Source organism: Cellulomonas sp. PhB150, assembly GCF_003755175.1.
Lineage (GTDB): Bacteria > Actinomycetota > Actinomycetes > Actinomycetales > Cellulomonadaceae > Cellulomonas.
Window position 1 is genome coordinate 44,839 of the sequence record NZ_RKHX01000003.1, and the last position, 22,056, is coordinate 66,894.

Annotated in this window: 20 protein-coding genes; 8 read left to right on the forward strand and 12 right to left on the reverse strand. The window is 73.3% G+C overall.

The genetic code is table 11. The features are described from left to right. Positions 1 to 75 precede the first annotated feature (75 nt). Positions 76 to 1,728, forward strand: a complete 1,653-nt coding sequence (locus tag EDF34_RS10580) for an ABC-F family ATP-binding cassette domain-containing protein (RefSeq protein ID WP_123371435.1) — start codon at positions 76 to 78, stop codon at positions 1,726 to 1,728. 5 nt (positions 1,729 to 1,733) lie between these two features. On the opposite strand, the gene EDF34_RS10585 is transcribed toward EDF34_RS10580, so the two are convergent. Continuing rightward, the gene (locus EDF34_RS10585) at positions 1,734 to 2,465 is read right to left on the reverse strand and encodes a type 1 glutamine amidotransferase (RefSeq protein WP_233575328.1); all 732 of its coding nucleotides are present in this window, start codon (positions 2,463 to 2,465) and stop codon (positions 1,734 to 1,736) included. A 104-nt stretch (positions 2,466 to 2,569) separates the two neighbouring features. Between EDF34_RS10585 and EDF34_RS10590 the strand changes: the two genes are divergently transcribed. From EDF34_RS10590 to EDF34_RS10610, 5 genes are all read left to right on the forward strand, one after another. Continuing rightward, complete coding sequence (locus EDF34_RS10590) at positions 2,570 to 3,292, forward strand: response regulator transcription factor (RefSeq protein ID WP_123371439.1); 723 nt, start codon at positions 2,570 to 2,572, stop codon at positions 3,290 to 3,292. Beyond that, a complete protein-coding gene (locus EDF34_RS10595; RefSeq protein WP_123371441.1) occupies positions 3,289 to 4,827 on the forward strand; it encodes a cell wall metabolism sensor histidine kinase WalK in 1,539 nt (512 codons plus the stop codon). Before EDF34_RS10590 ends, EDF34_RS10595 begins: the two co-directional genes overlap by 4 nt. A gap of 99 nt (positions 4,828 to 4,926) precedes the next feature. After that, positions 4,927 to 5,664 carry a hypothetical protein gene (locus EDF34_RS10600; RefSeq protein ID WP_123371442.1) on the forward strand — a complete coding sequence of 246 codons (738 nt, stop codon included), beginning with the start codon at positions 4,927 to 4,929 and terminating at the stop codon, positions 5,662 to 5,664. Positions 5,665 to 5,819: 155 nt separating this feature from the next. Continuing rightward, entirely contained in the window at positions 5,820 to 6,113 is a 294-nt protein-coding gene (locus EDF34_RS10605; RefSeq protein ID WP_123371444.1) for a WXG100 family type VII secretion target, read from the forward strand. A 126-nt stretch (positions 6,114 to 6,239) separates the two neighbouring features. Then, a complete protein-coding gene (locus EDF34_RS10610) occupies positions 6,240 to 6,518 on the forward strand; it encodes a DUF4031 domain-containing protein (protein ID WP_123371446.1) in 279 nt (92 codons plus the stop codon). 8 nt (positions 6,519 to 6,526) lie between these two features. On the opposite strand, the gene EDF34_RS10615 is transcribed toward EDF34_RS10610, so the two are convergent. The 9 genes from EDF34_RS10615 to urtA all read right to left on the reverse strand — a co-directional run bounded on the left by EDF34_RS10615 (position 6,527) and on the right by urtA (position 18,125). Then, positions 6,527 to 6,787: a hypothetical protein gene (locus tag EDF34_RS10615; protein WP_148076615.1), complete on the reverse strand. Its 261-nt coding sequence runs from the start codon at positions 6,785 to 6,787 to the stop codon at positions 6,527 to 6,529. A 180-nt stretch (positions 6,788 to 6,967) separates the two neighbouring features. Next, on the reverse strand, positions 6,968 to 8,710 hold the full coding sequence (gene atzF, locus EDF34_RS10620) for an allophanate hydrolase (protein WP_199737824.1): 1,743 nt from the start codon (positions 8,708 to 8,710) through the stop codon (positions 6,968 to 6,970). After that, on the reverse strand, positions 8,707 to 12,333 hold the full coding sequence (uca, locus tag EDF34_RS10625; RefSeq protein ID WP_123371450.1) for an urea carboxylase: 3,627 nt from the start codon (positions 12,331 to 12,333) through the stop codon (positions 8,707 to 8,709). Before uca ends, atzF begins: the two co-directional genes overlap by 4 nt. Positions 12,334 to 12,448: 115 nt before the next feature. Further along, complete coding sequence (locus EDF34_RS10630; protein ID WP_123371452.1) at positions 12,449 to 13,183, reverse strand: GntR family transcriptional regulator; 735 nt, start codon at positions 13,181 to 13,183, stop codon at positions 12,449 to 12,451. Between the two features lie 54 nt (positions 13,184 to 13,237). Then, positions 13,238 to 13,933 carry an urea ABC transporter ATP-binding subunit UrtE gene (gene urtE / locus EDF34_RS10635; protein ID WP_123371454.1) on the reverse strand — a complete coding sequence of 232 codons (696 nt, stop codon included), beginning with the start codon at positions 13,931 to 13,933 and terminating at the stop codon, positions 13,238 to 13,240. Further along, the gene (gene urtD / locus EDF34_RS10640) at positions 13,933 to 14,790 is read right to left on the reverse strand and encodes an urea ABC transporter ATP-binding protein UrtD (RefSeq protein ID WP_123371456.1); all 858 of its coding nucleotides are present in this window, start codon (positions 14,788 to 14,790) and stop codon (positions 13,933 to 13,935) included. Before urtD ends, urtE begins: the two co-directional genes overlap by 1 nt. After that, a complete protein-coding gene (gene urtC / locus EDF34_RS10645) occupies positions 14,787 to 15,917 on the reverse strand; it encodes an urea ABC transporter permease subunit UrtC (RefSeq protein WP_123371458.1) in 1,131 nt (376 codons plus the stop codon). The genes urtD and urtC overlap by 4 nt, the downstream gene beginning before the upstream one ends. Further along, positions 15,914 to 16,798 (reverse strand): urea ABC transporter permease subunit UrtB, encoded by an 885-nt coding sequence (gene urtB, locus EDF34_RS10650; RefSeq protein ID WP_123371460.1) that lies wholly within the window; start codon positions 16,796 to 16,798, stop codon positions 15,914 to 15,916. The genes urtC and urtB overlap by 4 nt, the downstream gene beginning before the upstream one ends. A gap of 64 nt (positions 16,799 to 16,862) precedes the next feature. Beyond that, on the reverse strand, positions 16,863 to 18,125 hold the full coding sequence (gene urtA, locus EDF34_RS10655; protein ID WP_123371462.1) for an urea ABC transporter substrate-binding protein: 1,263 nt from the start codon (positions 18,123 to 18,125) through the stop codon (positions 16,863 to 16,865). Positions 18,126 to 18,343: 218 nt separating this feature from the next. Between urtA and EDF34_RS10660 the strand changes: the two genes are divergently transcribed. Next, positions 18,344 to 19,567 (forward strand): pyridoxal phosphate-dependent aminotransferase, encoded by a 1,224-nt coding sequence (locus EDF34_RS10660; RefSeq protein ID WP_123371464.1) that lies wholly within the window; start codon positions 18,344 to 18,346, stop codon positions 19,565 to 19,567. A 6-nt stretch (positions 19,568 to 19,573) separates the two neighbouring features. On the opposite strand, the gene EDF34_RS10665 is transcribed toward EDF34_RS10660, so the two are convergent. Both EDF34_RS10665 and EDF34_RS10670 read right to left on the reverse strand, forming a co-directional pair. Further along, complete coding sequence (locus tag EDF34_RS10665) at positions 19,574 to 20,920, reverse strand: MDR family MFS transporter (protein ID WP_199737882.1); 1,347 nt, start codon at positions 20,918 to 20,920, stop codon at positions 19,574 to 19,576. A 205-nt stretch (positions 20,921 to 21,125) separates the two neighbouring features. Next, on the reverse strand, positions 21,126 to 21,791 hold the full coding sequence (locus EDF34_RS10670) for an SIMPL domain-containing protein (protein WP_123371468.1): 666 nt from the start codon (positions 21,789 to 21,791) through the stop codon (positions 21,126 to 21,128). 65 nt (positions 21,792 to 21,856) lie between these two features. Between EDF34_RS10670 and EDF34_RS10675 the strand changes: the two genes are divergently transcribed. Then, entirely contained in the window at positions 21,857 to 22,039 is a 183-nt protein-coding gene (locus EDF34_RS10675; protein WP_123371469.1) for a heme biosynthesis protein HemY, read from the forward strand. Positions 22,040 to 22,056: the final 17 nt, after the last annotated feature.

The following is a 22,056-nucleotide window of genomic DNA, read 5'->3' on the forward strand; positions in this document are numbered from 1 at the left end:
CGCGCACACCTGCTCGGCGCCGAGCTGCTGATCGCCGCGGGAAACGAGTGGCGCACGTCAGGGAGAATGGGTGGCATGACGGCGACGGTGCAGGCGAAGGGGGTCGCCGCCGGCTTCGGCGACCGGGAGCTGTTCACCGGGGCTGACCTCGTGGTCGCGCCCGGTGACGTGGTCGGGCTCGTCGGGCCGAACGGCTCGGGCAAGTCCACGCTCCTGCACATCCTCGCGGGGCTGCGCGCGCCGGAGGCGGGGACCGTGCAGGTCGCGCCGCCCGACGCCGCCCTCGGGCTGCTGGCCCAGGAGGTCGAGCGGCGGCCCGACGAGAGCGTCGCCGCGCACCTGGAGCGCCGCACGGGCGTGACCGCCGCGCAGGCCGCGATGGACGCCGCGGCCGACGCGCTCGCGGTGGGCACCCCCGGCTCCGACGACGAGTACGGCCAGGCGCTCGAGCGCTGGCTGGCCCTCGGCGGCGCCGACCTGGACTCCCGAGTCGGCACCGTGGTCGACGACCTCGGCCTCGACGTCGACCTCGACCTGCCGATGACGGCGCTGTCCGGCGGCCAGGCCGCGCGGGTCGGCCTCGCGGCGCTGCTGCTGTCCCGGTTCGACCTGTACCTGCTCGACGAGCCGACGAACGACCTGGACGCCGACGGCATCGCGCTGCTCGAGGACTTCGTGCAGCGCGCCGACGCCCCGATCGTCGTCGTCAGCCACGACCGCGAGTTCCTCAGCCGCACGGTCACGTCCGTGGTCGAGCTCGACCGCAGCCTGCGCCAGGTGCGGGTGTACGGCGGCAGCTACGACGCCTACCTGGAGGAACGCTCGATCGCCCGCGAGCAGGCCCGCGCCGCCTACGAGGGCTACGCCGCGCGGCTCGAGACCCTGCAGAAGCGGGCCCGCACGCAGCGCGCGTGGATGGAGAAGGGCGTGCGCAACGCCCGGCGCAAGGCCACGGACAACGACAAGCACATCAAGCACTTCCGCGGCGAGACCTCGGAGAAGCAGGCCGCCAAGGCCCGCCAGACGGACAAGGCCATCGAGCGCCTCGAGAGCGTCGAGGAGCCGCGCAAGGAGTGGCAGCTGCAGATGAGCATCGCGAGCGCGCCGCGCTCGGGTGCGGTGGTCGCCACGGCGCGTGCGGCCGTCGTCCGGCGCGGCGGGTTCACGCTCGGGCCCGTCGACCTCCAGCTCGACTGGCAGGACCGGGTCGCGGTCACGGGGCCGAACGGCTCGGGCAAGTCCACGCTCCTGGCCCTGCTGCTGGGCCGCCTCGCGCCCGACGAGGGCACCGCGCAGCTCGGCGCCGGCGTGCTCGTCGGCGAGGTGGACCAGGCCCGGCGGGCGTTCGAGGGCGACGACACCCTGGTCGACGCGTTCGCCGCGCAGGTGCCCGACTGGCCGACGGCCGACGTGCGCACGCTGCTGGCCAAGTTCGGCCTCGCGGGCCACCAGGTGCACCGCACCGCGGCGTCGCTGTCACCCGGCGAGCGCACGCGTGCGGCCCTCGCGCTGCTGCAGGCGCGCGGGGTCAACCTGCTGGTGCTCGACGAGCCGACCAACCACCTCGACCTGCCCGCGATCGAGCAGCTCGAGGCCGCGCTGGAGGCGTTCGAGGGCACGATCCTGCTGGTCACGCACGACCGGCGGATGCTCGAGACCGTCCGGCTCACGCGCCGCTGGCACGTCGAGGACGGCTCCGTCACCGAGGTGACGCCCGACGAGGGGTAGGGCTGTCAGGCGTCGACGCGCTGCTCGGCCGTCGCGCGCACGTGGTCGACGAAGCCGCCGACCAGCGTCTCGCCGATCTCGACGAGCTCCGCCTCGCGCGCGGCGTAGTCGGCCAGGAGCGCCTCGGTGTCGACGCCGCCGTCCCACGTCGCCCAGTCGCGCAGCGTCGTCGTCGAGGCCTCGGGGTGGAACTGCACGCCCCACGCCGAGCCGATCCGGAACGCCTGGTACGGGTACTGGTTGGACGACGCGAGCCACACCGCACCGGCCGGCAGGTCCACGACCGCGTCGGAGTGGAGCGTCGGCTGCCACGTGACGCGGCGCTCGGACAGCCCCGCGACGAGCGGCCCGAGCACGGCGTCGGACACCGCCTCGTGGCGCCAGAAGATCGGCACGACGCCGGCCTCGGTCCCGGGCGGGGCGGCCACGGCCACCTGGCCGCCGCGGGCGACCGCGAGCAGCTGCGCGCCGAGGCAGATGCCGAGCGTGGGGACGCCGGAGCGCGAGGCGTCGGCGAGCAGCGCGCGCAGGGTGGGCAGCCACGGGGCCACCTCGTCGTCGTACGCGTTCTGGTGCCCGCCGAGGACGACGAGGCCGTCGCCCAGCTCGGCCACGGAGGGAAGGGTCTCGCCGAGGTCGGCGCGGACCACTCGGAGGGTCGCGTCCTGCAGCCAGCCCTCGAGGCGGTCGAGCGGCACGTCCGGCGCGTTCTGCACCACGGTCAGCACGAAAGTCACCGTTCGACGGTACCGCCGGGGTGGCCCTCGTCCGAAATGCCGGAAGCCATTCATGTCCGGGTGGCGTCCAGGAAACTCTCAGCGTCCCGGGCCATGATCGGTGCATGACTGCGCACGAGCCCGAGGCGACGCTCCTGGTCGTCGACGACGAGCCGAACATCCGCGAGCTGCTGGCGACGTCGCTGCGGTTCGCCGGGTTCGACGTCCACTCCGCCGCCGACGGCGCCTCCGCGCTGCGTCTCGCACGCGAGGTCGAGCCCGACCTCCTGGTGCTCGACGTGATGCTCCCGGACATGGACGGCTTCACGGTCACGCGGCGCCTGCGCGAGAAGGGCCAGCACACGCCGGTCCTGTTCCTCACGGCGCGCGACGACACCGCGGACAAGGTGCAGGGCCTGACGGTCGGGGGCGACGACTACGTCACCAAGCCGTTCAGCCTGGAGGAGGTCGTCGCCCGGATCCGCGCGATCCTGCGGCGCACCGGCCCCGACCGCGACGACGACGCGCGCATCCTGCGGTACGCGGACCTCGAGCTGGACGACGACTCGCACGAGGTGCGCCGCGCGGGCCAGGAGATCGAGCTGTCCCCCACCGAGTTCAAGCTCCTGCGCTACCTCATGCTCAACCCCGGCCGCGTCCTGTCGAAGGCGCAGATCCTCGACCACGTGTGGCAGTACGACTGGGGCGGCGACGCGAACATCGTCGAGTCCTACATCTCCTACCTGCGCCGCAAGGTGGACCAGGTCGACGGCCCGTCCGGCGAGCGGCTGCCTCCCCTGATCCACACCAAGCGGGGCGTGGGCTACCTGCTGCGCGCGACGGCATGACGGCGGAGGCCCCGCTCGCGCCGGCCCCACCCGCCGCCAGGACCCGCCGGTTCGCGCGGACCCGCGCGCGGTGGGACCGGATGCCGCTCGTCGGCCGCCTGATCAGCATCACCACCGTGCTGCTGGCCGTCGGCCTGCTCGTCGCGGGGGCGGTCGCGACGACCCTGCTCCAGCGCAGCCTGATCGACCAGATCGACAGCAAGCTGCAGACCGAGGGCGTGGCGTCGGCGAAGTCGACGTTCAACCCGTTCGGCGCCGGCAGCGACGAGTCCCACGTGCCGACGGACTACTACCTGCAGCTCACCGACCTCGACGGGGTGCCCGCGCACTACGTCCGCGAGAGCGTGAGCGACACCTGGGGCACTCCGAAGGTCCCGGCCTACACGGTCGACGAGGCGCTCGCCCGTCACGGCGAGCCGTTCACGGTCGACTCCGACCAGGCGGGCTCGTCGTGGCGCGTCGTCGTCTACCCGGTGACGCAGGGTCAGCAGCTCGTCGGCACGATCGCCGTCGGGCTGCCGCTCGGGGGCGTCCAGGAGACCGTGCGGACGATGCTCCTCGTCCTGGTGTTCAGCGGCATCGCGATCGTCGCGGCCGGCGCGCTCGCCGGGCGCTGGGCGGTCCGCCGCTCGCTGCGCCCGCTGCGCGAGATCGAGGCGACCGCCGAGGCCATCGCCGACGGCGACCTGACCCAGCGCGTCCCCGCGGCGCCGGCCTCGACCGAGGTCGGCCGCCTGGGCGCGGCCCTCAACACGATGCTCGCCCAGATCGAGCAGGCCTTCGACGCGCGCACGACCTCCGAGGCCCGCATGCGCCGGTTCGTCGCCGACGCCTCGCACGAGCTGCGCACGCCACTCGCGAGCATCCGCGGCTACGGCGAGCTGTACCGGATGGGCGCCCTGACCGAGCGCGAGCAGGTCGACGACACGATGCGCCGGATCGAGGACTCCGCGACCCGCATGGGCGGGCTCGTCGAGGACCTGCTCTCCCTGGCCCGGCTCGACGAGGGCCGACCGCTGCAGAGCACGCCGGTCGACCTCACCGTGCTGGCCGCGGACGCGCTCAGCGACCTGCACGCCCTGGACCCGAGCCGGACCCCGCGACTCGTGCCGCTCGTCGAGGGCGCGTCGACCGGACCGTGCGTCGTGGTCGGCGACGAGCCGCGCCTGCGCCAGGTGCTGAGCAACCTCGTCGGCAACGCGGCCCGGCACACGCCGCCCGGCACCGCGGTGGAGATCGCGGTCGGCACGGACGGCGAGCACGGCGTCCTTGAGGTCCGCGACCACGGCCCCGGGATCGACCCCGAGCACGCCGCCCGGGTGTTCGAGCGGTTCTACCGCGTCGACGCCTCGCGCGGGCGCTCGTCGGGCGGCTCGGGGCTCGGCATGGCGATCGTGGCCGCGATCGTCGCCGCGCACGAGGGCTCGGTCGCGCTGTTCGAGACGCCCGGCGGCGGCACCACCGTCCGGGTCGCGCTCCCGATCGGGGGAGCACCGGTGCCCGACCGACCGTCGACCGCGAGCCCCGGCTTCTGATCCGCGTCGTCGAGCGCCGCGCGACGCCCGAACCGGCTCACATCGCCGCGCGGCCGGGGCTACGATGGCGCGTCCTAGTCACCGTCGTGAGGTTTTTCCATGGGCGTCCATGACGCACCGCAGTGGTTGCTGTCGGCCTTCCAGCGCAGCGCACGCGGAGCCGGTGCCACCGCGCCGGACGAGCAGATCCGTGACGTAGGGCAGGTGCTCGTCGACCGCTGGTCGGAGCCCGGCCGCGAGTTCCACAACCTCAAGCACCTCGTCGACGTGCTGGTCCGCGTCGACGAGCTCGCCGAGGAGACGCACGAGCCGGACCTGGTGCGCCTCGCGGCCTGGTACCACGGCGTCGTCTTCGACTCGGCCGGCTCCAAGTCCTACGCGAACAAGGGCGGCGAGGACGAGGCCGCGAGCGCCGGCTTCGCCCGGTCCGAGCTCGTCGGGCTCGGCGTGCCCGACGAGCGCGCGGAGCGTGTGCACGACCTCGTGGTGGCGCTGGTGCGGCACTCGCCGGACCCCAACGACTTCGACTGCGCCGTCCTGTGCGACGCCGACCTCGCGATGCTCGCCGCCGAGCCGCAGCGCTACAAGGCGTACCTGCACGACGTGCGCGCCGAGTACGCGCACCTGCCCGTCGAGGACTACGTCCGGGCCCGCATCCGCATCCTGAAGAAGCTGCTGGCACGCCCGACCCTGTTCTCCTCGCCGCTCGGTGCGGCGTGGGAGGAGCCCGCGCGGCAGAACGTGTCCGCCGAGCTGCAGCGGCTCGAGAAGGAGCAGGCGAAGTTCGAGGCCCAGCTGGCCGACGAGGCACCGCAGCAGACCGCCACCGGATCCTGACCCTGGTGGCCCCGGTCGGCCGTCGAGCCGACCACAGCCTGCCGCGGGGCGCTGCCCGTCCACCGATGTCGGGCGACCGCGTCCGGACGACGTCGGCCCCGCCTAGCGTCGATCCGAGGGACGCGCCGACCGGGCGCGGCCGGTGAGGAGGCAGCATGAGCAGGTACGAGGTCGACAGCACCCAGGTCACCGCAGCGGCAGCCGCGGTCCAGACGCGGGCGGCGACGATCCGGACGGAGGTCGCCGGGATGCAGCGCCAGCTCACGGCGCTGCAGGACAGCTGGCGCGGGTCGGCCGCGACCCAGTTCGCGGCGGTCCTGCACGAGTGGTCCGCCGCGTCCACGCGGCTCGACCACGCGCTCGGCCAGATCAGCCACGCGATGCAGGCGGCCGGGCAGACCTACGCGGAGGCCGAGACCCAGGCGGCCCGCATGTTCACGCCGTCGTGACCCGGAGCTCGCGAGCCGTCGGGCCACGCGCGGTCTGCGCCGCCCAGGTCTCCGCGACGGATCGGCGGAGTCGAGAGCCGAGGTGAGCGCGCGCCGGTGCGCGGTGCGGGCACCTACGCTCGAGGGATGACCGTGCTCGTCGACCCGCCGATGTGGCCGCGGCACGACCGCCTCTGGGCCCACCTCGTGAGCGACTCGTCCCTCGCGGAGCTGCACGCCTTCGCCGAGCGCGCCGGTCTGCCCGAGCGCAGCTTCGACCTCGACCACTACGACATCCCGGACGCGCGGTACGACGAGCTCGTCGGCCTCGGCGCCGTCCCGGTCAGCGCTGGTGACCTCATCCGCCGGCTGCGCGCGTCAGGTCTGCGCATCCCCGCACGGGACCGGGAGCCGCACCCGCACTGAGCCCGGCGTCAGTCCGGCGGCAGCGCGACCGGCTGCGGGGCTGACGGGAGCACCACTCGCGAGTCCGCAGCCGACGGGAGCACGGTCGGGGAGTCGTCGCGCGGAGCCCGGCGGGCGGACGCGAGCGGGATGAGCGCGGGCCGCTCACCGGTGGGCTCCATCACCACCCGCACCAGCAGCACGACCGCGTAGACCACCACGGGCGCGACGGCGAGCAGGGGCCGGAAGAAGCTGCGCGCCTCGACCACCCAGATCAGGATCGCAAGCACCCCCGCACCCACGCCCCACAGCACCGCTCGTCGCATCGTCGGCCCCCAGCCGTCGAGTCCTTTCCGGGACCGTACCGCCGACCTCCGACACGATGACAGCGTTTACCCGACCGGGCTCGGTCGGGCTGTCCCGCAGGATCACGCGGAAGGAGCGCTGAACCGTGACCCGGGAGCGCGGCCTCACCCGGCCGGCGCGTCGATCCCGCGGGCGAGCGCGGCGACCCATCCCCCGGCGTCGGTCACGTCCACGCCGGCGGCCCCCGCCTCGGCCGTGCACCCGAACCCGACGACCCAGCTCCCGTCCTCGAGCTCGGCGCGGCCGAGCGACATCGGTGCGGGCAGCGCCGCCAGGAAGGACCCGAGCGCGCCCGCCGACATCCGCCACACCTCTCCCGCGATCGGGGACCCGGAGCCGGTCCGCACCAGCCCCGGCTTGCGGGGCACGGTGTCGAGCGCGACGAGCCGGTAGGCGGCGCTCGTCCGCACGCTCGCGACGAACCGCGCGCCCAGCGCCTCGAGCTCGGGGTGCAGCGGCTGCCCGCGCAGGTGGGCGCCCACGACGAGGACGTCCACGCCCGCCTCGACCACCGACCCGACGGACTCACGCAGCAGCCGCGCGGACAGGTCGAGGGCGAGCTGGTCGTCGAACGCCCGGGCCAGCACGGTCACGCCGAACGGTCCGCCGTCGACGGTGCCCGCGGGAACCGCGACCGCCGCGAGGTCGAGCATGTTGACGAAGTTCGTGTAGGTCCCGAGGCGCCGGTTGATCGCGACCGGGTCGGCCTGCACCGCGGCGATCGTCGGGTGCTCGGTCGTCGTGGGCAGCAGGAGCAGGTCCGCCCCGGCGAGGATCTCCTCGGTCCGGGCGGCCGCGGCGGCGAGCGTCGCCCGGTCGGCGACGTAGGCGTGCGCGGCGACGTCACGGCCGGCCGCGATGATCGCGGCGACCGTCGGGTCGGCGTCGGGTGGTGCGGTGTCGAGGAACGCGCCGACAGCCTCGTACCGCTCGGCGACGATCGCGCCGTCGTACAGCAGGCGGGCGGCCTCGAGCATCGGCGAGACGTCGACCTCGACGGTGGACGCGCCGGTCGCCCGCACGGAGGCGACGGCGGCGGCGAAGGCGGCGCGCCAGGTCGGGGACAGCGGGAGCAGGTCGTCGGGCCGGGGCACCGCGACGACGGGCGCGGCCCGCAGCCCGAGCCGCACGTCGGCGGGCCACGGCCGCCCCGACGGGTCGGTCGGATCGGTCCCGACCATGAGCCGCGTGGCGAGCACGCCGAGGGCGAGGTCGCGCGTGAAGGTCGTGACCACGTCGTACGTGCGGCAGGCGGGGATGACGCCCGACGTCGGCACGAGGCCGACCGTGGTCTTGATCCCGACGATCCCGCCGAACGCGGCCGGCACCCGACCGGAGCCCGCGGTGTCGGTGCCGAGGCCGATGTCGGCGATCCCCAGCGCGACCGCCACGGCGGACCCCGAGCTCGACCCTCCCGACACCCGGTCGGGCAGCGTCGCGTGCCGGACGGCGCCGAACGGGCTGCGCGTCCCGACGAGCCCGGTCGCGAACTGGTCGAGGTTGGTCTTGCCGAGCAGTACCGCGCCCGCGGCGACGAGGCGTTCGACCGCGGGCGCGGTGACGGGGGCCGGCCCGGGGCGGCCGGCGGGCGAGGTCGCGTACGACGGGCAGCCGGCCGTGGTGAGCATCCCGGCGACGTCGATGTTGTCCTTGACCGCGAGCGTGAGCCCGGCGAGCGGGAGGTCGGCGCCGGCGGCGACCCGGGCGTCGACCACCCGTGCGGCCGCGAGCGCGTCGGCCTCGGGCACCAGCGCGATCCAGACCTCGGGCCGGTCGGCCGCCGCGATCCGCGCGTACGCGTCGCGCACGCGCTGCTCGGCCATGGTCTCCACGAGCACGTCGCTCATGCACCCACCTCCAGGATCGCGAGCGGGGCGCCGGGCGCGACGAGCTGCCCGGGCGTGACGAGCACCTGCACCACGCGCCCGTCGGACGGGGCCGTGACGCCCAGCTCGAGCTTCATCGCCTCGAGGGCGACGAGCAGGTCACCCTCGCGGACCTGCTCCCCGGCTCGGGCCTCGATGCGCCACACGCTGCCGACCATGGGCGCCTCGACGAGCACGCAGCCGTCCAGCAGCTCGATCTCACCCGGTCCGGCGCCGAGGTCGCCGGAGTGCGCGGGCTCGTCGGGCGCGTCGAACTCGCCCGCCGCCTCCCAGGCCGCGCGCTCGGCGGCGAACGCCGTGGCCTGCCGGCCCTGGAACGCGGCGATGTCGTCGGCGTGCTCGGCCAGCAGCGCCAGGTGCTCGCGGTAGGAGAACGTGCCGTGCTCCACCTCGACGTCGAGCCGTCCGGCGGCGAACGCCGCGCGCTGCTCGAGCAGGTCCTCCGCCGAGACCGCGTGCCACACCACCCGGTCGAAGAACCGCAGCAGCCACGGCTTGCCGGGCTCGAACACGCCCCGCTGGCGGTGCCCGGACCAGATCGGCACGGTGCGCCCGACGAGCTGGTATCCGCCCGGCGAGTCCATCCCGTACACGCACAGGTACTGCCCACCGAGGCCGACGGTGTCGGCGGCGGTCCACGTACGAGCGGGGTTGTACTTGGTGGTCATCAGCCGGTCGCGCGGGTCGAGCGGCACCGCTAGGGGCGCCCCGAGGTACACGTCGCCGAGGCCGAGCACGAGGTACTCGGCGCGCAGCATCGTGTCGAAGACGTCGTCGGTCGACGCCAGCCCGTTGACCCGGCGGATGAACTCGATGTTCGACGGCAGCCACGGCGCCTCGGGCCGCACGCCCGCCTGGTAGCGCGCGACGGCCTCGCCGATCACCGGGTCGTCGAACGAGAACGGCAGGTGGACCCGCCGCGACGGGACCACGAGGTCGGCGGTCGCGGGCAGCTCCGACTCCAGGCCGACGAGCACGTCAACGAGCGCGCGCACGGTCAGCACAGCCGGGTCCACGTGCACGTGCAGGCTCCGCACGCCGGGGGTGATGTCGACGACGCCCGGTGTGCCCGCGGCACGCAACGCCTCGCCGAGGGCGTGCACCCGCATCCGCAGCCCGAGGTCGAGCACCATCGGCCCGTACTCGACGAGCACGTTGTCGTCGCCCCCGCGCAGGTACACCACGTCGGGGACGCCGAGCGGGTCGGCGGGGTCGCCGGCCACGCGGGCGAGCACGCCGTCGTCGCCGTCGGTGCCCGAGGCGACGTGCGCGCCCAGGTGAGCGGCGGACCGCAGCGCGTCCGACGTGCGCAGCAGCGCCGCGGTCTCGTCGGGCACCGGCACGAGGCGCACGGTGTCCCCGGGTCGGATCTGACCCATCTTCCAGCGGTGCCCCACCACGACGGTCACGGGGCAGGCGAACCCGCCCAGGCTGGGCCCGTCCGGGCCGAGCAGGATCGGGGTGTCTCCCGAGACGTTGAGCGCGCCCACCGAGTACGGGTTGTCGTGCAGGTTGGACGGGTGCAGGCCGGCCTCCCCGCCGTCGGGCCGCGCCCACTGCGGCTTGGGCCCGGTCAGGCGGATGCCCGTGCGGTTCGCGTGCGTCTGCACCTGCCAGGTCGCGGAGAACAGCATGTCCATGTCGTCGTGCGTGAAGTACGACGGCGCGGGCTGCGGCCCCTCCTGGACCGCGACCTCCCACGCGTGCACGAGCTCGGGCCGCACGTCGCGCGGGACGGGCGCGGGCGCCGGCGCGTCGTCGGGCACGGCGCCGGGGACGAGGGTGTCGCCGACGACGAGCGCGCGGCCGGTGTACCCGCCGAACCCGCCGAGCGAGAACGTCGCGGCCGACCCCAGGTACGACGGCACGTCGAGCCCGCCACGGATCAGCACGTACGTGCGCAGCCCCGCCTCGTGCGGCGTCCCCACGTCGAGCACGGACCCGGCCGGGACGGTGATCGGCTCCCACTGCGCGACCGGCGAGCCGTCGACGGTCACGGGTGCGTCGGCGCCGGTCACGCAGACGACGGCGGCGTGGCTGAACCGCAGGCGTGGCCCGGCCAGCGTGCACTCGAGCCCGGGAGCCCCCTCGGGGTTGCCGACCGCGAGGTTGCCGAGCCGGAAGGACAGGTCGTCCATCGGCCCGGACGGGCTGATGCCCACGTCCCAGAACCCGAGCCGCCCGGGCCAGTCCTGGACCGTGGTCATGACGCCGCCGCGCAGGACGTCGACGTAGGGCTCGTCGTCGCCGACGTGGGCGAGCGTGCCGGTCGTATGGGTCGCCTCGAGGACGGTCGGCAGCCCGACGATGGTCCGCAGCAGCGGCAGGTTCGTCTGCAGGCCGCTCATCCGCGTCTCGGCGAGCGCCGCGGTCTGGGCCTCGAACGCGGCGGTGCGGGTCGGCGCGTGCGTGATGATCTTGGCGAGCATCGGGTCGTAGTGGCTGCTGACCTCCTGGCCGGTCTCTGCCCAGGCGTCGACGCGGGCACCGGCCGGGTAGACGACCTCGGTGAGCAGGCCGGCGCTCGGCTGGTAGTCCTTGCGCGGGTCCTCGGCGTACACCCGGACCTCGACGGCGTGGCCCGTGAGCGCGGGCCCGGCGTCGGGCACGGACTCGAGGAACGAGGGATCGCCCTGCGCGAGCCGCAGCATCCACTCGACGAGGTCGACGCCCGTGATCGCCTCCGTCACGGGGTGCTCGACCTGGAGGCGGGTGTTGACCTCGAGGAACGAGATCTCGCCGCGCTCGACGTCGTAGACGTACTCGACCGTGCCCGCCGACCGGTAGCCCACGGACGCGGTCAGGTCCCGCGCGGAGGCGCGCAGCCGGGTGCGGATCTCGTCGGTCAGGCCGGGAGCCGGCGCCTCCTCCACCACCTTCTGGTTGCGGCGCTGCAGCGAGCAGTCGCGGTCCGCGAGGCTGACGACGCGGCCCAGCCCGTCGCCGAACACCTGCACCTCGAGGTGCCGGGCCCGGGAGACGAACCGCTCGAGGAAGACGCCGGCGCTGCCGAAGCTCGCGGCGGCGAGCCGCTGCACACGGTCGAACGCCGCGACCAGCTGGTCGGCGTCCGCACAGGCCTGCATGCCGATCCCGCCGCCCCCGCCGACCGCCTTGACCATCACCGGGTACCCGACGACCGCCGCCGCGGCGAGCGCCTCGTCGACCGAGCCCAGCAGCCCGGACCCTGCCACGAGCGGCACCCCCGCGGCCCGTGCGGCCTCGCGGGCCTGGTGCTTGTCGCCGAACACCGACAGGTGGGCCGGCGCCGGGCCGACGAACGCCATCCCGGCCGCCTCGACCTCCGCGGCGAACGTCGCGTTCTCGGACAGGAACCCGTACCCGGGGTGGATCGCGCCCGCACCGCTGGCTGCGGCGGCGGCGAGCACCAGCTCCGGGCGCAGGTAGCTCTCCGCGGCGGGCGCCGGGCCGAGCCGGACGGCGAGGTCCGCGAGCCGCACGTGCGGCGCCGCGGCGTCGGCGTCCGAGTAGACGGCGACCGTCTTGAGCCCCATCGCGCGAGCGGTGCGCAGGATGCGCACCGCGATCTCGCCACGGTTGGCCACGAGCAGCGTGTCGAACACGGCGTTCCCCCGAGCAGTCGCTGGTCACAGGGCGTATACACCCCGGTATCCAGCACGCTATGCAGGCCGTGTTTCCCGCCCTGCGTCGGGGGGTAAACGGTGCGTTACGGGAGGCTCAGCCCGCGAGCGCCATGCGCGTCATGGCGTGCGTCGCGCGCTCCATGACGACCTCGAGCGACTCCCCCACGTGCTTGTGCAGCGCGGTGAGCGACTCGGGCAGCCGGCGGGCGATCACGAGCTCGAGGATCTCGATGTGCTCGTCGATCGTCGCGGTGATGCGCCCCGTCTCGACGAAGTCGTGCATGCGCACGGCCCGGATCTTCTGGTTGACCGTCACCAGCGCGTCGGTGAGCTGGGTGTTGCCCGACGAGCGGGAGAGCACCTGGTGGAAGCCCTCGTCCTTGACCACGAAGCTCGGGTCCGGCTCGGGAGGCGTGTCGCGCATCTCCTGCCAGCGCTCGAGCTCGGTGCCGAGGAGGGCCACGTCGTGCCGGACCTCGGGGTTCTCGATCGCGCGCGCGATGCCGCGCAGCTCGAGCGTGATGCGCAGCTCGTACAGGTTGCGCAGGTCCTCCAGGCTCGGCACGACGACGGCGTAGCCGAAGTCCGTCCGCTCGACGAGCCCGTCGGACAGCAGGCGCGAGAGCGCCTCGCGCACCGGGGTCCGGGACACGTCGTACGTCTTGCCCAGCTTGGGCTCGGTGAGCCGCTCCCGCGGCGAGATGCGGCCGTTGAGGATCTCGTCGCGCAGCCGGTGGTAGACCATCTCGCGCAGCGAGAGGGCGTCCGACGAGGTCGTCGGCCCCTCCGTCGGCCCGGGGATCGGCCCCGTGGTCAGGCCCGTGCTCATGGTCACGAAGCGTAGTCCTCTCGGTCGTGCGGCTCGGCCAGGCTCAGCACGGGCTCACAGCGCCATCGCGGCCCGCACCGACGACTCCTGCTCGGCGCCGCCCGCGCCCTGCGCCGTGACCCGGCCCGACTCGAGCACGTAGTACCGCTCGGCCGCACCGAGCGCGAAGCCGACGTGCTGCTCGACGAGCAGCACCGAGAGTCCGTTCGCCGCGGACAGCGCGACGATCGCAGCCTGGATCTCGGCGACCACCGACGGCTGGATCCCCTCGGTCGGCTCGTCGAGCACCATGACGCGCGGGCCGGTGATCAGGGCCCGCGCGATCGCCAGCTGCTGGCGCTGCCCGCCCGAGAGCAGGCCGGCGCGGCGGCCGAGTAGCCCGCGCAGCGCGGGGAACAGGTCGAGGGCCTCGTCGACCCGGCCGGCACCGGCCGAGCCGACGCCGTCCGCGACGAGCTGCAGGTTCTCGCGTGCGGTGAGCTGCCCGAACGACTGCTGCCCCTGCGGCACGTACGCCAGGCCGCGGCGGACCCGCTGGTGGGGACGCATCTTGGTGACGTCGGCGCCGTCGAGCGTGATGCGCCCGCTGCGCACGGGCAGCAGGCCGACGGCGGCCCGCAGGAGCGTCGTCTTGCCGGCGCCGTTGTGGCCCATCACCGCGGTGACGGTCCCCCGGCCGACGGACACGTCGACCCCGTGCACGACCGACGTGCGGCCGTAGCCCACGTGGATCCCGGTGAGCTCGAGCATCACGCCTCCTTCGTCGTGGTGGACGTCGACGCCGTCCCCAGGTACACCTCGACCACGCGCGGGTCCGCCTGCACCTCGGCGACCGTCCCCTCGGACAGCACGCGGCCCTGGTGGAGCACGGTGACCGACGAGGCGAACGAGCGCAGGAACTCCATGTCGTGCTCGACCACCACGACGGTCCGCTGCGCGCCGATGCGCTGCAGCAGCAGCCCGGTCTCCTCGCGCTCGGCCTGGCTCATGCCCGCGACGGGCTCGTCGAGGAGGAGCAGGTGGGCGTCCTGGACCAGCAGCATCCCGATCTCGAGCCACTGCTTCTGCCCGTGCGCGAGCACGCCGGCGGTGACGTCGCGCAGGTGGGCGAGCCCGACTGTCTCCATCGCGGCCTCGACGTCGTCGGGGATGCCGGAGCGCCGACGCAGCAGCGTGTGCGCGCGGCGGGAGGCGCCTGCCGCGATGTCGAGGTTCTGCAGCACCGACAGCTCGTCGAACACGCTCGCCGTCTGGAACGTCCGCCCGACGCCCGCGCGGGCGATCCGGTGCGACGGCTTGCCGAGCAGGTCTACCCCGCCGAACCGCACCGAGCCGGTGGCCGCGGCCAGGCCGGTGATCGCGTCGACGATCGTCGTCTTGCCGGCGCCGTTGGGCCCGATGAGGAACCGCAGGTCACCCTGGGTGACCGTGAGGTCCACGCCGTCGACGGCGACGAAGCCGTCGAACGACACCCGCAGGCCGCGGATCTCCAGGTAGTCGTGCCGGAACCGCTCGACGGGCGCGGCCAGGACGGCCTCGAGGGCATCCGGGTCGAGCTGCCCCTCGCCGAGCAGGGCGGCGGGGGTCGGCGGGGTCTGCTCGCTCATGCGGTCCTCCCGGAGGTGCTCGGCTCGACGGCTACCTCGTCGTGCGGCGGCTCGGCCGTCGGCTCGTCGGGCGGCGCTTCCGCCCGGGCGCGGCGGCGCAGCCGGACCTGGCCCAGCGTCGCGATCCCGTTGGGCAGGAACGCGACGACGACGATGAACAGCGCGCCCTGGAAGTAGGTCCAGAACGACGGGAACGACTCCGACAGGCTCGACTCCGCCCACGAGACCGCGACGGCCCCGAGCACGGGACCCAGCAGCGTCGCGCGGCCGCCGATGGCGACGCCGACCAGGAAGACGATCGACGGCACGACGCCCACGTCGGCGGGCGAGATGATCCCGACGATCGGCGTGAACAGGGCGCCGCCGATCGACGCGAAGCACGCGGCCACCGCGAACGCACCGGCCTTGACCACGGCCGGGTTGTAGCCCAGGAACCGCACGCGGTTCTCCTGGTCCCGCACCGCCACGAGGAGCTCGCCCCACCGCGACCGCATGAGCAGCCGCACCAGCAGCACCATGACGAGCAGGGTGCCGGCGGCGATGAAGTAGAGCATCTTCTTGTTCACCGGGTCGGCCAGGTCGAAGCCGAAGAACGAGCGGAAGCCGTTGAGCCCGTTGGTGCCGCCGGTGACCTTCTGCTGCCCGATGAGCAGGATCGCGAACGCGGCCGCGAGCGCCTGGGACAGGATCGCGAAGTACGCGCCCCGGACCCGCCGCGTGAACACGGCCAGGCCGAGCAGGGCGGCCAGGACGGTCGGCAGGACGACGATGGCCACGAGGGTGAACACGGGATCGCGGAACGGCTCCCACCACCCCGGGACCACGCCGTCGCCGTAGAGGGTCATGAAGTCCGGCACGCCACCGGGCCCGGCGTCCTCGAGCTTGAGGTGCATGGCCATCATGTAGCCGCCGAGGCCGAAGAAGACCCCCTGGCCGAGCGTGAGCATCCCGCCGCGGCCCCAGGCCAGCCCGATGCCGACGGCCACCATGGCCAGGCACAGGAACTTGGCCAGGAGGTTGAGCCGGAAGCTCGAGAGCATGCCCGGCGCGACGACGAACAGCACGACGGCGGCGATGCCCGTCCCGACGATCACGCGCGCCCGAGGGCTGCGCCATACCGCGCTCATGCGAGGCTCCTGGTCCGGACCGAGACGATGCCCTGCGGCCTGACCTGCAGGAACGCGACGATGATGACGAAGACGAGCACCTTGGCCAGGCTCGCGGTCGAGCTGTACTCGATGGTCGCCTGGAGCAGGCCGAGCGCGAACGCCGCGATCACCGCTCCCTTGAGCTGCCCGATGCCGCCGACGACCACCACGAGGAAGGCGTCGACGATGTAGTTGGTGCCGAGGGTCGGACCGATCGACCCGAGCAGGGTCAGCGCGACCCCGGCGACGCCCGCGACGCCCGAGCCGATGAAGAACGTGAGCCGGTCGGTGGCCCGCGTCGAGACCCCGGACGTCTCGGCCAGGTCGCGGTTCTGCACGGTCGCGCGGATCCGCCGGCCGAGCGGGGTGAGCTTGACGACGAGCGACAGCGCGACGACGCAGAGGATCGAGAGCGCCAGGATGAAGACGCGCGTCTTGGGAACCCCGACGCCGAGGATCTGCACCGCGCCCGACAACCACTCCGGCGCGCGCACGTCGACGTTCGGGGCGCCGAACACGTCGCGCGCGAGCTGCTGCAGCACGAGGGCCACGCCGAACGTCACGAGCAGGGTGTCCAGCGGTCTGGTGTACATCCGAGAGATGAGGGTGATCTCGAGGACCAGGCCGAGCAGGCCGCCGACGACGAAGCCGATGACCAGGGAGACGAGGAGCGAGACGCCCGCGTCGGAGACGACCTTCTGCACGGCGTAGGCCGTGTAGGCGCCGGCCATCATGAACTCGCCGTGCGCCATGTTGATGACGCCCATCTGACCGAACGTCAGGGCGAGTCCGAGCGCCGCGAGCAGCAGCACCGAGCCGAGGCTGAGCCCGGCGAACAGCTGGGAGATCACGGCATCCACGGCCGTCCCCTTCCTGCGTGGGGCGGTGGCCCGGCGGACGACGCCGCCGGGCCACCGCAGCGGATCAGGACAGGCCCGCGGCCCAGTCGTAGCCCTTGAGGAACGGGTCCGGCTCGATGGGACCGTCGGACGACCACTCGGTGTAGATGAGGCCGTCGGCGGCGATCTTGCCGATGAGGGCGGTCTTGGCGATGTGGTGGTTGTCGCCGTTCACCGTGACCGTGCCCTCGGGGGCGTCGAAGCTCACGCCGCCGGCTGCCGCCTGGATGTCGGGGACCGCGAACGACTTGGCCTTCTCGACCATGCCCTTCCACAGGTAGAGCGACGTGTACGCGGCCTCCATCGGGTCGGAGGTGACGCGGTCGTCGCCGTACTTGGCCTTGAAGTCCGCGACGAACTTCTTGTTCGCCGGGCTGTCGACCGTCTGGTAGTAGTTCCACGCCGTGAGCTGGCCCTCGACGTTGTCGACACCGATGCCGCCGACCTCCTCCTCGGCGATCGACACCGAGACGACCGGCATCGCGTCGGCCGACATGCCGGCGTTCTTGTACTCCTTGAAGAACGCGACGTTGGAGTCGCCGTTGAGGGTGTTGAACACCGCGTCGGCGCCCGAGCCCTTGAGCTTGTTGACGATCGTCGCGAAGTCGGTGTGGCCGAGCGGGGCGTACTCCTCGCCGACGATCTCGATCCCGTTCGCCTTGGCGTAGGCGATGATCTCCTTGTTGGCCGTGCGCGGGAACACGTAGTCCGAGCCGACCAGGAAGACCTTCTTCTTGCCCTGCTCCTTGAGGTAGTCCATCGCGGGGATGATCTGCTGGTTGGTCGTCGCGCCGGTGTAGAAGATGTTCTTCGACGCCTCGAGGCCCTCGTACTGCACGGGGTAGAACAGCAGCGAGTCGTGGCCCTCGAAGACGGGCAGCATCGCCTTGCGGGACGACGAGGTCCAGCCGCCGAAGACGGCCGCGACGCAGTCGGACGTGATGAGCTTCTCCGCCTTCTCGGCGAACACCGTCGGCTCGGACGCGCCGTCCTCCGCCACGATGGTGAGCTTCTTGCCGAGCACGCCGCCGGCCGCGTTGATCTCGTCGGCCGCCATGTCGAGCGAGTCGCGGACCGTCTGCTCGGAGATGGCCATCGTGCCGGACAGGGAGTTGAGGAACCCGATCTTGATCGAGTCTCCCGACGTGTCGACGCAGGACGCGCCGCCCGTCCCGCCGCCGGCGGCGGCGCCCGGGGTGTCGTCGGTCTTGGAGCCGCAGCCGGTCAGGCCGACGGACACGGTGAGCGCGGCAACGAGTGCGAGTGCGCGCGTGAGAGGTCTGGTCAACGAAGTGCCTTTCGCTGGGGACGAGCGGAGCAGATCCGGACGGGCAGGCTCAGGCAGCACGCGCACCGCGCTGTGTCCCGTGCTGTATACATCCCTGTGCCCATGCCCGATGACGCTAGGGACCGGGTGTTTCGGACAGGCACGACCTCCGGTAAACGCCTCGTTTCGCCCTGGTCCCGATTCGGCGTCGCTCGGGCCCGCCCGGATACCCTGCGGACATGCCCCTGCGCGCGCTGGACCAGTCGTCCAAGCTGAAGAACGTCCTCTACGAGATCCGCGGCAAGGCCCTCGACGAGGTCGCCCGGCTCGAGGCCGACGGCTACAGCGTGCTCAAGCTCAACACCGGCAACCCGGCCGCGTTCGGGTTCGACGCCCCGCACCAGATCGTGCGCGACGTGGTGGCCGCGATCCCCACCGCGCACGGGTACACCGACAGCCGCGGCATCCTGTCCGCTCGTCGGGCCGTCGTCACGCGCTACGAGACCGAGCCCGGCTTCCCGCAGATCGACGTCGACGACGTCTACCTGGGCAACGGCGTGTCCGAGCTCATCACGATGGTCATGCAGGCGCTGCTCGACGAGGGCGACGAGGTGCTCATCCCCTCACCGGACTACCCGTTGTGGACCGCGATGACGTCGCTGTCCGACGGCAAGCCGGTGCACTACCGGTGCGACGAGTCCGCCGGCTGGGAGCCCGACCTCGAGCACATCCGCTCGCTCGTCACGCCGCGCACCAAGGCGATCGTCGTCATCAACCCGAACAACCCGACCGGCGCGGTCTACTCACGCGAGGTCCTCGAGGGCATCGCCGCGATCGCGCGCGAGCACTCCCTGCTCCTGCTGTCCGACGAGATCTACGACCGGATCCTGTTCGACGGCGCGACCCACACCCCGATGGCCACGGTCGCCCCCGACCTGCTGTGCCTGACGTTCAACGGGCTGTCCAAGACGTACCGCGTGGCGGGCTACCGGTCCGGGTGGATGGTCGTGACCGGTCCCCGCGACCACGCCACCGGCTTCCTCGAGGGCATCACGCTGCTCGCGTCGACCCGGCTGTGCCCGAACGTCCCCGCGCAGCACGCCGTGCAGGCGGCGCTCGGCGGGGTGCAGTCGATCGAGGGCCTCGTCGCCCCCGGCGGCAGGCTGCACGAGCAGCGCGACGTCGCCCACCGCGGGCTGACGTCCATCCCCGGGGTCACGTGCGTCCGCCCCGACGGCGCGCTGTACCTGTTCCCACGCCTGGATCCCGAGGTGCACGAGATCCGCGACGACGCCCGCCTGGTCTACGACCTGCTGGTGAGCGAGCACATCCTGCTGGTGCAGGGCACGGGCTTCAACTGGCCGTCGCCGGACCACCTGCGGATCGTCACCCTGCCCGAGGCGCGGGTGCTGTCCGAGGCGATCGAGCGGTTGGGCAATTTCCTGTCGTCGTACCGGCAGTAGGGCCGGTCAGGAGGTCTGGCCCCGGTCACGGGGCATGGCCGCCGCGGCGACCACGGTCAGCACCGCGACCACCACGAGCGCTATCACGACGTCGTGCACCGCCACCTTCAGCAGCGCCGGGTGGGTGTCACCGTCGAGCCCGCGCAGCGACGCGTTGACGATCGCGCCCAGCACGGCGACGCCCACCGCGGAGCCCATCGACCGCGCGAACAGGTTCGCGCCCGTCACCACGCCGCGCTCCCCCCAGTCCACGCTCGACTGCGCGGCGATGAGCGTCGGTGAGGCGGTCAGCCCGAGCCCCAGCCCGACGACGAGGCACGCCGCCCCGACCGACACGAGCGACGGGTGCGAGGAGGCGAGCAGCAGCCCCAGGCAGCCGAGCACGACGATCGTCGTGCCGATCAGCGCGGTGATCCGGAAGCCGACCCGCAGGTAGAGCCGGCCGGACTGCGAGGCCGAGATCGGCCAGCCGATGGTCAGCAGCGCGAGGGTGAGGCCCGACTGGAGCGGCGAGACCCCGAGCAGCGCCTCGAGGAACGAGGGCACGTAGGAGGTCAGCCCGATGAGGATGACGCCGACCCCCACCGAGACGAGCGCCGCGGTCGCGAGCAGGCGGCGGGAGAGGAGCGCGAGCGGCAGGACCGGCTCCTCGGCGCGCATCTCGACCCGCAGGAAGGCGACCAGGAGCACGAGCCCGCCGCCGAGCACGGCGAGGCTCTCACCGGACAGCCAGGCCCACGCGTTGCCGCCCTCGAGGATGCCCAGGATGAGCAGGCTGAGCGAGGCCGTGAGCAGCGCGCCCCCGAGCCAGTCGACGCGGTGCGGCCGTCGCTCGACCTGCTCGTGCAGCCGACGCCACAGCAGCCACGCGGCGACGACGCAGAGCGGCACGTTGACGAAGAAGATCCACCGCCAGGACAGGAACTGGCTGAACACGCCCCCGAGCGTGGGACCGACCACCGACGAGATCGCCCAGACGCTCGCGATGTACCCCTGCACCTTCGCGCGCTCGGCCACCGTGTAGATGTCGCCCGCGATCGTCACGGCCATCGGCTGCACCGCCCCCGCGCCGAGGCCCTGCACCGCACGGAACGCGATGAGGGCCGGCATCGACCAAGCGAACCCGCACAGCACCGAGCCCACGCCGAACAGCCCGATGCCGATCAGGACCACGGGCTTGCGGCCCCACGTGTCGGCCAGCTTGGAGTAGATGGGCACGGTCACGGCCTGCGTGAGCAGGTACAGCGAGAAGAGCCACGGGAACGACGAGAAGCCGCCGAGCTCGCGCACGATCGTCGGGACCGCCGTCGCGAGGATCGTCGAGTCGATCGCGACGAGGCCGGTCGTGACCATGAGCGCGACGAGCACCGGTCCCCGCTCGGACCGGAAGCCGACGACCGACCGCTCGACGGGGACGCTCACCGGGCTGGCTCGTGGAGGGGCACCCGCCCACTCAACGTCCCGCGACCGCCCCGGGCAACCGCAGCCCACCCCTCGGTCGTCGGGCACCGCCGCACCACCCGGCACGCCACCCGGCCCGCCACCGGCGCTACGGCACCTACGAGGCGGCGAAGCGGGCGTGGACGCGGGCCTCGATGGTGATGTCGGCGGGCTTGAGCTGGAGCTCGGGACCACCGGCCGCCGCCGAGCGGAGCATCGCGCCGCCGCCGGCGTCGCTCGTCGGGCGGCTCTCGTCGCCCAGCATGCCGGGGTCGGCGACCGCGAGCGGCCGGACCTGGGTGAGGCCCAGGCTCGTCGCGTACGCGCCGGCCTTGGCGACCGCGTCCTGCACCGCGCGGTGCCGGGAGTCGGCGACGAGCCGGGTGCGCGTCGCGACGGTCAGCGCCCATTCGATCCCGCCGACCCTGACGCCGTCGCGCACCGAGACGCCCTCGAGCCAGGACGCGAGCCGGTCGAGGTCGCTGAACTTCACGTCGAGGGTGACCGAGCAGTGGTGCACGAGCGGGAGCTGCTTGCCGTCCTTGTTCCAGGGCCGCGAGCTCCACACGCGCATGCGGTCCGACGACCACCAGGTGACCGGCCCCGCGCTCGGCACGTGCATCGCCTGCACCTCGCCGCTGAGCGCCGCGTGCAGCTCCGTCGTGCGCCGCACGACTGCCGCCCGGTCGCCACCCTCGAAACCCGCCGTGAGCGAGACGGTGCCGCGCTCGGCGCGGTGGTGGTGGTCGAAGCGGCCCTCCACGGTGATCACGGTCTGGTCCACGGACGGCACGCTACCGCCACGGCGCGCCCTGGACCCGTCCCCCCGGCGCGTGCCAGGCTCCGACCATGGCCACGCAGACGCCGGCGGACGCCGGGACGCCGCGGCAGGACCCGACGGCGCAGTACCGCACGCTCCCCGAGCCCGTCCGGCTCGAGGACACGATCCCCCTGGTGGAGACCGTCGAGGCCCGCGACCCGGAGATGGGCCGCGACACGGACCGCGACTTCATGCTCCGCCACCTCGCCTGACCCCGACCCCACCCCAC